Annotated in this window: 12 protein-coding genes; 8 read left to right on the plus strand and 4 right to left on the minus strand. The window is 64.8% G+C overall.

Going from position 1 to position 13,653, the window contains the following annotated elements; all coding sequences use genetic code 11:
* Positions 1-13: 13 nt before the first annotated feature.
* The 8 genes from A4R29_RS20175 (at position 14) to A4R29_RS20210 (ending at position 7,616) form a co-directional block, all read left to right on the plus strand.
* Entirely contained in the window at positions 14-1,108 is a 1,095-nt protein-coding gene (locus A4R29_RS20175; RefSeq protein WP_027160913.1) for an ROK family transcriptional regulator, read from the plus strand.
* Positions 1,109-1,240: 132 nt separating this feature from the next.
* Positions 1,241-1,933 (plus strand): helix-turn-helix domain-containing protein, encoded by a 693-nt coding sequence (locus A4R29_RS20180; RefSeq protein ID WP_024503956.1) that lies wholly within the window; start codon positions 1,241-1,243, stop codon positions 1,931-1,933.
* A 3-nt stretch (positions 1,934-1,936) separates the two neighbouring features.
* The gene (locus A4R29_RS20185; protein WP_063172705.1) at positions 1,937-3,010 is read left to right on the plus strand and encodes an extracellular solute-binding protein; all 1,074 of its coding nucleotides are present in this window, start codon (positions 1,937-1,939) and stop codon (positions 3,008-3,010) included.
* Positions 3,011-3,034: 24 nt separating this feature from the next.
* Positions 3,035-3,943 carry an ABC transporter permease gene (locus A4R29_RS20190; RefSeq protein WP_027160916.1) on the plus strand — a complete coding sequence of 303 codons (909 nt, stop codon included), beginning with the start codon at positions 3,035-3,037 and terminating at the stop codon, positions 3,941-3,943.
* Positions 3,940-4,728: an ABC transporter permease gene (locus A4R29_RS20195; RefSeq protein ID WP_027160917.1), complete on the plus strand. Its 789-nt coding sequence runs from the start codon at positions 3,940-3,942 to the stop codon at positions 4,726-4,728. Before A4R29_RS20190 ends, A4R29_RS20195 begins: the two co-directional genes overlap by 4 nt.
* Before the next feature lies 1 nt (position 4,729).
* Entirely contained in the window at positions 4,730-5,839 is a 1,110-nt protein-coding gene (locus A4R29_RS20200; RefSeq protein WP_063172706.1) for an ABC transporter ATP-binding protein, read from the plus strand.
* A 28-nt stretch (positions 5,840-5,867) separates the two neighbouring features.
* Positions 5,868-7,250 carry an NAD(P)/FAD-dependent oxidoreductase gene (locus A4R29_RS20205; protein WP_063172707.1) on the plus strand — a complete coding sequence of 461 codons (1,383 nt, stop codon included), beginning with the start codon at positions 5,868-5,870 and terminating at the stop codon, positions 7,248-7,250.
* 9 nt (positions 7,251-7,259) lie between these two features.
* On the plus strand, positions 7,260-7,616 hold the full coding sequence (locus A4R29_RS20210; protein WP_063172708.1) for a cupin domain-containing protein: 357 nt from the start codon (positions 7,260-7,262) through the stop codon (positions 7,614-7,616).
* Between the two features lie 17 nt (positions 7,617-7,633).
* Here A4R29_RS20210 and A4R29_RS20215 read toward each other — a convergent pair whose 3' ends face one another.
* The 4 genes from A4R29_RS20215 to nirB all read right to left on the minus strand — a co-directional run bounded on the left by A4R29_RS20215 (position 7,634) and on the right by nirB (position 13,651).
* Positions 7,634-7,900, minus strand: a complete 267-nt coding sequence (locus A4R29_RS20215; RefSeq protein WP_024503962.1) for a BrnA antitoxin family protein — start codon at positions 7,898-7,900, stop codon at positions 7,634-7,636.
* 99 nt (positions 7,901-7,999) lie between these two features.
* Complete coding sequence (locus A4R29_RS20220) at positions 8,000-10,861, minus strand: nitrate reductase (RefSeq protein WP_063172709.1); 2,862 nt, start codon at positions 10,859-10,861, stop codon at positions 8,000-8,002.
* A gap of 4 nt (positions 10,862-10,865) precedes the next feature.
* The gene (gene nirD / locus A4R29_RS20225) at positions 10,866-11,195 is read right to left on the minus strand and encodes a nitrite reductase small subunit NirD (RefSeq protein ID WP_063173757.1); all 330 of its coding nucleotides are present in this window, start codon (positions 11,193-11,195) and stop codon (positions 10,866-10,868) included.
* A 5-nt stretch (positions 11,196-11,200) separates the two neighbouring features.
* Entirely contained in the window at positions 11,201-13,651 is a 2,451-nt protein-coding gene (nirB, locus tag A4R29_RS20230; protein ID WP_063172710.1) for a nitrite reductase large subunit NirB, read from the minus strand.
* Positions 13,652-13,653: the final 2 nt, after the last annotated feature.

Below are 13,653 nucleotides of genomic sequence, written 5' to 3' on the forward strand. Positions count from 1 at the left end.
ACCTTTGCCTGACATGAGATTCGCACCACCCAATCCCTTGCGCATCGCCGATCGTGCGAGCGGGCTGAATGCATTGAGCGTCCGCAGCTACAACGAGCGGCTAGTGCTATCCCTGCTGCTTCAGAACGAAGGCATTTCGCGGATGGAAATCGGCGAGAAGACCGGCCTGTCGGCGCAGACGGCTTCGGTCATCGTTCGCTCGCTCGAGCAGGAAGGCCTGGTCTCGCAGGGCGAGGCGCAGCGCGGCCGCGTCGGGCCGCCGACGATCCCGCTTTCACTCAACCCGGAGGGCGCCTATGCGGTTGGCGTCGGCTTCAGCCGGCGCAGGATCGACATCGCGCTCATCGACTTCATCGGCACGGTGCGCTTCCACACGCAGTTGCCGGCGGATGAAGCCAATCCGTTTCCGCAAAGCAGCGATCTGTTCGGCGCGATCGGGCAAGCCATGACCAGCCTGCCGGTCGAGGCGCGCAGCCGGGTTGCCGGCATCGGCCTGGCGGTTCCCGACGATGTCGACACGATGGCTGCAACCCGCAACGGATCGAGCACCTCGCTCAAGGCCTTGCAGGCCGAGATCGAGGCACAGATCAAGCTGCCGGTTTTCGTGCAGAACGACATCACCGCTGCGGCCGGCGGCGAGAGCATGTTCGGCGTCGCAAAGCCGCTCAACGATTATCTGTTCTTCTATCTCGGAGCACGGCTGCAGAGCAGGCTCATCCTCAACCACCAGATCTACAAGGGAAACTCCAGCGCCAGCTTCGATCACGGCCTGATGCGCCTGGAGAGCGAACTGGCCATGCGCGGGCGCCCGTCCGAAATCATCTGGAGCAGCAGCCCTGAGTGGCCCGATCTGGGCGAGGCCTACAGCGCATGGCTGGGCGAGTGTTCCGACCGCTTGAAAGCGTCGATCTCCGCGCTGACCCAGTTTGTCGAGTTCAGGACGGTCGTCCTGTCCAGCTATGCGCCGCAAAAGATTGCCGAGGCCTTGTGCGACGACATCGGCCGGGAATTCCCCGGCATCGAAGCGCTGCCGGCGCGCGTCACCATCAGCCCGAAGGCCGTCGGCGCGGCAAGCCTGCCATTCAGTTCGCGCTTCATGATCCAGTGATCGAGCTGAACCGGGTTGCCGGTCGGCCGATCATGCCCTCTGCAGGTCCATCGATGATTTTCAGGTGACCAGGCGAATCCGCTTGCCAGGACGCCCCACTTAATAGCATGTTAAGTGAACCCTGAGATCGCCATGAAAATCGCTGCGGATCACGCACTCAACGACAATGCCGCGACCAGCGCCGAAGCGCGCCGCTCGACGGTATTGGGCGATCGGATCAAGGCCTATCGCACGACGCGGCGCCTGACGCTGCGCCAGCTCGGCGACATGATCGGCACCACCGCCAGTTTCCTGAGCCAGCTCGAGCGCGGCCTTTCCGGCGCCAACACCAGCACGCTGATGCTGATTGCCAATGCACTCGGCATCAGCCTCGCCGATCTTTTCGACGAATGCGAAGTGTCGCCGCACGCGGTGCTGACACGCAGCGAGCGGCCGGCGCTGCCGACCAGCGAAGGCTACCGCAAGACGCTGCTGTCGCGCCGGCCGATCCGCGAGATGGAAGTCTATTGCGGCGAGTTCGCCGTCGGCGGCTCGACCGGCGACGTGCCCTACACGCACGGCAACGCGAGCGAGATGTTCCTCGTGCTGCGCGGACGCGTGCAACTGACGCTCGGCGAGGAGAGCTTCACCCTCGAAGAGGGCGATAGCATCGAATATTCGACCTCGACGCCCCACCGGACGATCAATGTCGGCGATACGGTGGCCGAAGTGCTGTGGATCATTGCGCCGCCGACCAGCGGCGCCGTCGACCTCGACCAATATGTAGCCCGGAAAACGCTCGCGCCCGGCCTACCAAAATCAAACAGCGAGCCATCGGAGGGTTAGAAAATGGGAAGCAGATCAAGATTGGCCGGGTTCGTCGGCGCACTGGCCTTGCTCGCGGCCGCCGCTCACGCGCAGAACGCACCGCCGGCCGGGACCGTGGTGGACGGCTCGCTGAAGGGAAAGACGCTGACCTTCGTCTCCTATGGCGGCATCTACCAGGACGGCCAGGTCGCCGCCCTCAAGGAATTCGTCGACAAGAGCGGCGTCAAGCTTTTGAACGACGGGCCGACCGAAATCGCCAAGCTCCAGGCGCAGGTCGAATCAGGCAATGTGACCTGGGATGTCGTCGATACGGACGATTTTCCGCCCTTCGTGCATTGCGGAAAACTGTTCCAGAAGCTGGATTTGACCAAGCTCGACATCTCGCACATCCCGCCCGGACAGGTCGGCGAGTGCAGCGTGCCGGCGATGAACTACGGCATGGTCCTGATGTACAAGAACGACACGTACAAGGACAATCCGCCGAAGGACTGGAAGGACTTCTTCGACACCGCGAAATTTCCCGGCACCCGCGCCATCGACGGCAGCGGCAGCCCGCTCGGCGGTCTGATCGAACAGGCCATCCTGGCAGACGGCGGCAAGGTCGACGCCATGACGCCGGCCGACATCGACAAGGGCATCGCCAAGATCAAGGCGATCGGTCCCGACACCATCTTCTGGAAGACCGGCGCCGAATCCCAGCAGCTCGCCGAATCCGGCGAGGCCGACATGATCATCATGTGGACCGGCCGCGCCATGACGGCGGTCAAGAACGGCGCTGCCTACACGCCGGTGTGGAAGGACTGGCTGGTCGTCATGGACCAGCTGACCATCCCGGTCGGCGCCAAGGATACCGACGCTTCCTACGCGCTGATCAACGCCTATCTCGGCAAGAAGTCGCAGGAGATCCTGACCGAGCAGACCTCCTACTCGCCGATCAACAACGAGGCACAGCCGAAGGTCGACGCATCCGTCGCCGCCTTTCTGACCAACACGCCGGACCACGCCAAGCTCGGCTATCAGCAGAACATCAAGTTCTGGGTCGCCAACTTCGCCGCCGCGTCCGACAAGTGGACAGCGCTGATGGCCGGCAACTGAGCCGGCTACCGCTAAGGTGACGGCGTGAGCCAGACATCGCATACGCCGACGGCCGGGGGTGATCATCCTCGGCCGCCAGGTGCCGTGCGGGCGCCGCAGCGGCGCCCGCGCCTTGCTGCCTATCCTTCGCTGCTGGCGATGCCCGCCTTGGCTTTGCTCATCGCCGCGATGGGCTATCCCTTGCTGACCGTCACGCTGCGCAGCTTCTCGGACCCATCCTGGGGCTTGCAGAACTATGTCTGGTTCTTTTCCACCCCGGTGAACGTCACCGTCCTGTGGCGCACCTTTTCCATCGCAGCCTGGGTCACCATCGTTTGCGTCATCGCCGCCTACCCCTATGCCTATCTCATGACGGCGGTCGGACCGCGCCTGAGGCTGGTCCTCATCCTGTGCGTTTTGGTGCCGTTCTGGGTCAGCGGCGTGGTGCGCACCCTGGCCTGGGTCATCCTGCTGCAGGATTCCGGCATCATCAATTCGGTCATCAGGCTGCTCGGCTTTGACGGCGTGAAGCTGATCCGCACGCAGACCGGCGTCGTCATCGGCATGGCGCAGGTGCTGCTGCCGTTCATGATCCTGCCGCTCTATTCGGTCATGCGCGGCATCGATCTGCGCCTCGTGCAGGCGGCGCGCAGCCTTGGTGCGCGCCCGGCACGCGCCTTCCTGCAGATCTATCTGCCGCTGTCGCTTCCCGGCGTTTTCGCCGGCGCCATCATCGTCTTCATCCTGTCGCTCGGCTTCTACATCACGCCTGCCCTGCTCGGCGGCCCGCGCAGCACCATGCTGTCGACGCTGGTGCAGAGCCAGGTGCTCAGCCTGCTCAACTGGGGCCGCGGCGGCGCCATGGGCGTCGTGCTGCTGGTCGCGACCTTCGTGCTTCTGGCGCTCGCCGCCCCGCTGATGCGCCAGCGCCACAAGCAGGCGTCCAGATCATGAGACTGGCACCATCCCGCCTTCTGCTCGGTCTGTTCTGCCTGCTGGTCGCCGTCTGGCTGGTGATGCCGACGCTGGTCATCATCCCGATGTCATTCAACGAGAAGAAGTCGCTCGCTTTCCCGCCGTCCGGTTTCTCCTGGCAATGGTACGAGAATTTCTTCACCAACCCCGATTGGCTGTCGAGCTTCTTCAATTCGCTGAGGGTCGCGGGCCTCGTCGCCGTCGCCGCCACGCTGATCGGCACGCTGGCGTCGCTCGGCCTCAGCCGCATGAAACATTCCGGCGCCGGCCTGCTGCGCGCCATCCTGATCACGCCGATGATCGTGCCCGGCGTGGTGTTGGCGATCGGCATCTATGCCGTCTATCTCGACTACCAGCTCGTCGGCACCACCACCGGCTTCGTCATCGCACATACGATGCTGGCGATCCCCTTCGTCATCATCGCCGTGTCGGCAAGCCTCGAAGTCTTCGACGCGCGGCTGGAGACGGCGGCGGCAAGTCTCGGCGCCAACCGCTTCACCACATTCCGCACCGTGACCTTGCCGCTGATCGCGCCCGGCATCCTGTCCGGGCTTTTGTTTGCCTTCGTCACCTCCTTCGATGAGATCATCGTCGCGCTGTTCATCACCAGTCCCTACCTGAAGACCTTGCCGGTGCAGATCTTCACCAGCATCACCCGCGACGCCGATCCGACGGTGACGGCCGTCGGAACCATCATCTTCATTGCCACGACGCTGATTATCAGCGCCGGGCTGATCATCAGCTCGAAATCGACGAGGAGTTGAGATGACTGCGAGGAAACGCGGCGCGGCCATCGACATCAGGGGCGCAACCAAGCGCTACGGCAATTTCACCGCACTCGACGATGTCAGCCTGCATATCGAGCCGGGCGAGTTCATGACGCTGCTCGGCCCCAGCGGCTCGGGCAAGACCACGACGCTCAACGTCGTGGCGGGCTTCACCGACCTCACCTCCGGCGACCTCGCCGTCGGCGGCAAAAGCATCGTCGCCCTGCCGGCCCACAAGCGCAACATCGGCGTTGTCTTCCAGCACTACGCGCTGTTTCCGCATATGACGGTCGGCAAGAACGTCGCCTATCCCCTCACCTTGCGCGGCATGGACAAGCAGGCGCGCGACCGTCTCGTCGTGCGCGCGCTGGACATGGTCAAGATGGCCGACTTCGCGCATCGCTATCCCTCCGAACTTTCCGGCGGCCAGCAGCAGCGCGTGGCGCTGGCGCGCGCCATCGTCTTCGATCCGCCGCTGCTGTTGATGGACGAACCGCTCGGCGCGCTCGACAAGAAACTGCGCGAATGGCTGCAGCTGGAGATCAAGCGCATCCATCGCGAACTCGGCACCACCTTCGTCTATGTGACGCACGACCAGGAAGAGGCGCTGGTCCTGTCCGACCGCATCGCCGTCTTCAATCAGGGCCGCATCGAACAGGTCGGAACCGGCCGCCAGCTCTACGACGAGCCGACGACCCTGTTCGTGGCCAAGTTCATCGGCGAATCGACCAGTTTGCGTGGCACCGCCCAGACGTCCGGAAGCGAGACCAGCCTGACGATCGCCGGCCAGAAGATCGTGGCCAACGGCAAGCTCGCCAGCGGCCGCAAACCGGTGGTCCTGCTGCGGCCGGAGAAGCTTTTGCTTGCTGGCACCAACACGCCTCCCGCCGCCGGGCAGAACAGCCTCACCGGTCAAGTCAGCGAGGCGATCTATCTGGGCTCCGGCTCGAAATACCAGGTGACGTTGCGCGACGGCTCGGTCGCCATCGTACGCTCGTCGCTGGAAGCCACACCGTTCTCGATTGGTGACACGGTCGATCTGCGCTGGTCGGTCGTCGATGCAAAACTTCTTGCCGACGACGACCGCGCCGACATGACGATGACCTGATCGCTCTTTCCCCGCAGGATTTTTAGACATGGACGCCAAAGTCAACGGCAACGTCTCGTTCTGGTATGCCGACATCGGCCTGCCGGCCTATCGCGCGCCGCTTCCGGGCGATCTCGAAGCCGATGTCTGCATCGTCGGCGCCGGCTACACCGGCCTGTGGACCGCTTATTACCTGAAGAAGGCCGATCCATCGATCCGCATCGCCATCGTCGAGCGGGAGTTCGCCGGCTTCGGCGCGTCGGGCCGCAATGGCGGCTGGCTGTCCGGCGGCTTCAGCTGGTCGCGCGAGAAATATCTGCAGACCTCGACGCGCGGCGCTGTCATCGACATGGAAACGGCCATGCATGGCACGGTCGACGAAGTGATCAAGGTGACCGAAGCCGAAGGCATCGATGCCGACATCCGCCGCGTCGACAATCTGACGGTGGCGACCAACCCGCCGCAGCTCGAACGGATCAACGCCGCCTATGCCGATGCGATCGGCTGGAGCGTGCCGAGCGAGCGTGTCAGCCTGATCGGCCAGGCAGAGGCCAAGGCCCGCATCAACATCAGAAATGTGCTTGGCGGTTATATCCACCACGGCACCGCGCGTGTGCAGCCGGCCAAGCTGGTGCGCGGCCTGTCCGAAGCCGTCGAGCGGCTCGGTGTGCCGATCTACGAGCAGACCACCGTGACCGGCATCGAGAAGGGCAAGGTCACGACGAACCGCGGCACCGTGCGCGCGCCGATCATCATCCGTGCCACGGAAGGGTTCACGGCCGGCATACCAGGCAATGAACGGCTCTGGCTGCCGCTCAACAGCGCGCAGATCATCACCGAGCCGCTGCCGCAATCACTGTGGGACGAGATCGGCTGGGAGGGCCATGAGCTTCTGGGCGACTCCGCGCACGCCTATTGCTATGCGCAGCGCACCAGGGAAGGCCGCATCACCATGGGCGGACGCGGCGTACCCTATCGTTACGGCTCGCAAACGGATGTACGCGGCCAGACGCAGCAGGCGACGATCGAAAGCCTGCACGCGATCCTCACCCGGCTGCTGCCGCAGACAGCCAGGCTTCGCATCGACCACGCCTGGTGCGGCGTTCTGGGCGTGCCGCGCGACTGGTGCACGACGGCAGGGCTCGATCTTGAAACCGGCATCGGCTGGGCCGGCGGTTATGTCGGGCTCGGCGTCTCGAGTTCCAACCTTTCGGGGCGCACGCTGCGCGACCTTATCCTGCGCCGCGACACCGAACTGACCCGCCTGCCCTGGGTCAACCGAAAGGTCAGCAAATGGGAACCCGAGCCGATGCGCTGGCTCGGCGTCCATTCGATGTATCAGCTCTATCGCGTTGCCGACGAGCGCGAGGAAGCCGGCCTCCAGCACACGTCGAAACTGGCCGCGATCGCCGACCGCATCACAGGACATTGAGAGACTGCCATGACCGACTTCCAGACCTTCGCCCACCTCGCCTCCATCGACCTCGGCGAGCCTGAGCCCAAGCCGACCTCGATCAGCGGCGATCAGTTCGAAGCCTCGACGACGCTGTGGACCTCGCCGGATGGCGCACTGGAAGTCGGCGTCTGGGAGTGCACGCCGGGCCGCTTCTCGGCCTCGCGCGAGACCAATTCCGAAACCTGCCACATCGTGTCAGGCCGGGTCTCGCTGCATGGTCCCGATGGCCGCAGCGAGGACGTTGGTCCGGGCGAAATGCTGGTGCTGCCGAAAGGCTGGAAAGGCGAATGGACGATCCACGAGAAGACGCGGAAGCTCTACATCCTGCACTTCGAAGCGTGAGCCGGCTGGAACAGCCGCTACTCGTCGTCTGAACGATCACCCCCGGTAACGATCGGCTTGCCTTCTATCACACGCCGCAAGGCGTCGTTGATGCGGTCCTGCCAGCCGGGTCCATCCTCCTGGAAATGGTCCAGCACGGCGCGGTCGATTCGGATCGAAACAAGCTCTCTGACGCCTGGAGCGGCCGTGGGCTCTCGGACCGGGGCAGCCGGCTTCTTCACCGGCTTGAAAGCCGCCTCGGCGGCCGCCATCGGATTTGTCGGTCGGCGCGGAGGATTTGCCATTGGATGACCCTGACTGAGGATGATTCGTGCGCGACGTAGCACGCCTGAGCCACCATAGCCCAACCAGCACCGTCGCGCAGGCCCCTTTGGTCAGGACGATCACTCGGCTGCTTGGAGGCTCTGTGCGTCGATGATGACCCTGATCTCGGCGCGGCAGGAGCCGCAATTCGTGCCGGCATTCAGGGCCGCGCCGATTGCCGCAACGCTGCCGCAGCCGCGGCGTACCGCTTCCGCGATCTGGTTGGCGCCAACGCCGAAGCAGGAGCAGACGATGGCGCCGCGATCGACGTCGATCCCGCCCGGCCGCCCGGCCACGATCGCCAGCCTGTCGCGCCGGTCGACATGATCGACACTCAATTGTTCCGCCGCCCAGCCGCGCGACACGGCGACCGGGCCGGGCGCGACGAACAAGGCGCCTGACAGTTGGTCGTCGTCGAAGGCGGCGATGCGGTGCTGGCCGGCGTCGCGGTCGTGATAAGCTGATATTTCGGCACCCAATGACGTACCGAACAGCGACCCGGCAAAGCCCGCCCAGTCGATGTCGTCATCGGCAAAGGCAAGCTCGACCCGCCAGCCGCCCTTGCACTTGGCCACGGCCCAGTAGGGCGCAGTATTAGGCTCCGGCCGCTGCCGGGCCACCGCAAAGCCAAAGGCCTTTGCCGCGAATTTCTCGATGCGGACGGCGACATGTTTCAGCGCCGGCTGACCGGAAATGGGATCGGTCAGCGGCGCGGTCAGCGTGTCGAGCCGGCCCTTTGCCGAGAACTGATCGGTCCAGTGCATCGGCGCAAACAGGCTGCCCTGGCGCTGGCGAGCCGTCACCAGCGCGCGCACCAGCACATCACCGCGCGGGCTGGAAACGCGCGCTATGTCGGCGTCACCGATGCCGAAGCGCTGCGCATCCGCCGGGTGGATTTCGACGAAGGGCTCGGCGATGTGCTGCGAAAGCCGCGGGCTTTTCCCCGTCCGCGTCATGGTGTGCCAATGGTCGCGGATGCGGCCGGTGTTGAGGATCAGCGGATAATCGGGGCTGGTGCGGATTTCCGTGGTGGGACGGATGGCGATGAAGCGCGCCTTGCGGTCGGGTGTGAAGAAGTTGCCGTTGGCGAAGAAGCGAGCCTGGAGCCCAGTCGTGCCGACCCCTTCTGGCCAACCTCCAGCTTGAGCGCCCCCCTCTGGCCTGCCGGCCATCTCCCCCTCAAGGGGGGAGATTGGCAGCTTCGCCGACTGCTTTCGCTTTGCGATGTTGTGAATTGGCGAGGACGGCCATGACAGCCGATCTCCCCCCTTGAGGGGGAGATCGCCGGCAGGCCAGAGGGGGGCGCCTTGGCTCGGCGCTGGCCATTGGAACGGCTCAAGCGCCTTATATCCCTCCGCATCAACCCCGGCATAAACCCCGATGTCGAAATCCCGCGCACCATCATTCTCGAACCCCGACAGCGCGGCATGCTCGGCAAACACCTCCGCCGGCGACGCGTAGGAAAACGCCTCACCAAACCCCATCCGTTTGCCCACCTCGGCAACAATCCGCCAGTCAGGCAGCGCATCTCCGGGCACGCGCAAAAACGCGCGCTGGCGCGACACACGGCGTTCGGAATTGGTGACGGTGCCATCCTTCTCGCCCCAGGCGGCGGCGGGCAGCCGGACATGGGCGTGGCGGACGGTATCGGTCCGGGCCAGCACGTCCGACACCACCACGAACGGGCACGCCTTGATCGCCGCTTCGACGGCATAGGCGTCCGGCATCGAATCGACCGGGTTGGTGGCCATGATCCACAGCGCTTTGATGTGCCCGTCGGCAACCGCCTTGAACATCTCGACTGCCTTCAGGCCGGGCTTTCCGGCAACGGCCGGCGCGTTCCAGAAGCGCTGCACGCGGTCGCGATGATCGGGGTTTCCGATCTCCATATGGGCGGCCAGCATGTTGGCCATGCCGCCGACCTCGCGCCCGCCCATGGCGTTGGGCTGGCCGGTCACCGAAAACGGCCCTGCCCCTGGCTTGCCGATGCGGCCGGTGGCCAAATGGCAGTTGATGATGGCATTGACCTTGTCGGTGCCCGAAGACGACTGGTTCACCCCTTGGCTGTAGACGGTCACGGTCTTGGAGGTCGCCGCGAACAGGCTGTAGAACCGGTCAAGCTCGTCCTCGCTCAGGCCCGTGGCGGCGGCGACGCCGACCAGGTCGAGCGCCGATGCGGCGAAAAGCGCTTGCCCGAAGCCGGTCGTGTGCGTCGTGATGTAGGCGCGGTCGAGCGCATTGTGCCGGCCGAGATAGGCGAGCAGCCCGGTGAACAGAGCGACGTCGCCATCGGGCGCGATCGCCAGATGCATATCGGCAATGTCAGCGGTCATGGTGCGACGCGGGTCGACCAGCACGATCTTCATCTCCGGCCGCTTTTCCCGGGCCGTGGCGATGCGCTGGTAGAGCACCGGATGGCACCAGGCGAGATTGGAGCCGACCAGCACGATCAGGTCGGCAAGCTCCAGATCATCATAGGTTCCGGGCACGGTGTCGGAGCCGAAAGCGCGGCGGTGGCCGGCGACCGAAGAGGCCATGCACAGGCGCGAATTGGTGTCGATGTTGGCGGAGCCGACAAAGCCCTTCATCAGCTTGTTGGCGACGTAGTAGTCCTCGGTCAGCAACTGGCCGGAGACATAGAAGGCGACCGCATCGGGCCCGTGCTCGGCGATGGTTTGCGAGAAGGTCGAGGCGACGAGGTCGAGCGCCTCGTCCCAGCCGGCGCGGCGGCCGTGGATCTCCGGATGAAGCAGCCTGCCGTCGAGATCGATGGTCTCGGCCAGTGCCGAGCCCTTGGAGCAGAGCCGGCCGAAATTGGCCGGGTGGTCGGGGTCGCCGCGCACGGACACTTGCCCGTCCGCGGCGACCTTCGCCAGCACGCCGCAGCCCACCCCGCAATAGGGGCAGGTGGTCCTCACCTCGCGCGCTTCATCGATCTCCATGGGGTCAGGCCGCGCGGCTGGCCAGCGCTTCCAGCGCAATGAACAGATGCTCGCCTTCGATCCGCACCGGAATGGTGCGCACCGCGCCCTCGTCGGCGCCGAGCGCCTTGCCCGTTTCCAGCGAAATCACCCAATTGTGCAAGGGACAGGTCACCGCCGTGCCGTGCACGATGCCCTGGCTGAGCGGTCCGCCTCTGTGCGGGCAATGATCGTCGATGGCATAGACCTGATCATCGGCGGTGCGGAAGACGGCGATCTTGCCTTCCGGGGTGGCGACGCAGCGCGCGCCGCGGCGAGGGATGTCGGAGATAGAGCCTATTGATACCCAGTTCATGATGGTCACTCCGCCGCCTGCGCAAAACCGACCGAAGCCATTGGCCGGAATTCGTGCTTGTCCTTGCCGGAAACGCGTTCCGACCACGGGTCGACCTGGGCGAATTTCTGGCTGAAGATGAAGCGCTCGTAATAGGCCTTGCGCTTGTCGCCATCGTCCATGATCTGGCGCTTGATCTCGGGGATGCCGATGCGCTTGGCCCATTTGTAGATGCGCTCGAGGTAGCGGCCCTGCTCGCGGTACATCTGCGTCAGCGCCACGATATGCTCCAGCGCCTCGTCCTCAGTCTTCACAAGCCCGAGTACTTCGGTGCCCTTGATGTCGAGGCCGGCCGCGCCGGCAAAATGGATCTCGTAACCGGAGTCGACGCAGATGACGCCGACATCCTTGCAGGTCGCCTCGGCGCAGTTGCGCGGACAGCCCGACACCGCCATCTTGACCTTGGCCGGCGTCCACGAGCCCCACATGAATTTTTCGATGCGGATGCCGAGGCCCGTCGAATCCTGCGTGCCGAAGCGGCACCAGTCCGAGCCAACGCAGGTCTTCACCGTGCGCAACCCCTTGGCATAGGCGTGGCCGGAGACGAAGCCGGCCTGGCCGAGATCGGCCCACACCGCCGGCAGGTCTTCCTTGCGGATGCCGAGCATGTCGATGCGCTGGCCGCCGGTGACCTTGACCATCGGGATTTCAAACTTGTCGACAACGTCGGCGATGGCGCGCAGTTCAGCGGCATTGGTCACCCCGCCCCACATGCGCGGCACCACCGAATAGGTGCCATCCTTCTGGATGTTGGCGTGGACGCGCTCGTTGATGAAGCGCGACTGGTAGTCGTCGGCGTAGTCGTCCGGCCAGTCGCAGACGAGATAGTAATTGAGCGCCGGCCGGCATTTGGCGCAGCCGCAGGAGGTCGTCCATTCCAGTTCCTGCATGACGGCGGGAATGGTCTTCAGGCGCTTGGCGATGATCAGCCGGCGGACCTCGTCATGGCCGAGCGTCGTGCAGCCGCACATCGGCTGCACCGCCGCTGGATTGTATTTGTCGCCGATGGTCAGCACCATCAGCTTCTCGACCAGCCCGGTGCAGGAGCCGCAGGAGGCCGACGCCTTGGTATGGGCGCGCACGTCGTCGAGCGAGGTCAGGCCCTTGGCCGTGATCGCGCCGGTGATCTTTCCCTTGCAAACGCCGTTGCAGCCGCAGATCTCCGCATCATCCGGCAAGGCTGCAACGGCCGCCATAGGGTCCAGCGGGGCACCCCCCTGGTAGGACTGGCCGAAGATGAGCGTATCGCGCATCTCGGATATGTCGGTCTGCTTTTTCTTGAGATCGTTGAACCAGGCGCCGTCGGCCGTCTCGCCATAGAGCACGGTGCCGATGATGCGGTCGTCCTTCAGCACAAGTCGCTTGTAGACGCCGGCCGCCGCATCGCGCAGCACGATCTCCTGGCGGTCCTCGCCCTCGGCGAAGTCTCCGAGCGAGAACAGGTCGATGCCGGTGACCTTGAGCTTGGTCGGCGTGTCCATATGGACGAAGGCAGCAGCCTCGTCGCCGGCAAGCTGGCTGGCTGCAACGCGCGCCATCTCGTAGAGCGGCGCGACGAGGCCATAGACCTGGCCGTTGACCTCGGCACATTCGCCGAGCGCGTAAATGTCGGGATCGTTGCTGCGCATGCCGGCATCGACGACGATGCCCCTGTTAACGGCGATGCCGGCCTGTTTGGCCAGCGCCGAATTCGGCCTGATGCCGACGGCCATCACCACAAGCGTTGCTGGGATAATGGTGCCGTCAGCAAGTTCCACCTGCCCGACCTTGCCGTTGCCGGTGATAGCCTGTGTGTTGGCCTTGGTGATGACCTTGATGCCGCGCTGCTCCACCGCACGCTGCAAGAGATAGCCGGCGGCCGGATCGAGCTGGCGCTCCATCAAGGTCGGCATGACATGCAGCACGGTGACGTCCATGCCTTGCGCGTTGAGGCCCGCCGCCGCCTCCAGACCCAGCAGGCCGCCGCCGATGACCACCGCCTTGGCCCGCGACTGGGCAGCGAGCATCATCGCCTGCACGTCGTCGAGATCGCGATAGGTCAGCACGCCCGGCAGGTCATGGCCCGGAACCGGAATGATGAACGGTACCGAGCCGGTGGCGATGACGAGCTTGTCGTAGGGCTCGGTGACGCCGTGATCCGAGGTGACGGTCTTCGCCGTCCGGTCGATGGCAACGATCTTGTGGCCCTTGTAGAGGGTGATGTTGTTGGCGATGTACCAGCCGTCGCCATGGATGATGATCTCCTCATAGGCCTTCTCGCCCGACAGCACCGGCGACAGCATGATGCGGTCGTAATTGACGCGCGGCTCGGCGTTGAAGATGGTGACGGTGTAGCGGCCCGGAGCCTGTTCCAGCAGGTGCTCCAGCATGCGCCCGGGGGCCATGCCATTGCCGATGATGACAAGTCTTTCGCTCATGG

This window comes from Mesorhizobium ciceri biovar biserrulae, from assembly GCF_001618845.1.
In the GTDB taxonomy this organism is placed as follows: Bacteria; Pseudomonadota; Alphaproteobacteria; order Rhizobiales; family Rhizobiaceae; genus Mesorhizobium; species Mesorhizobium ciceri.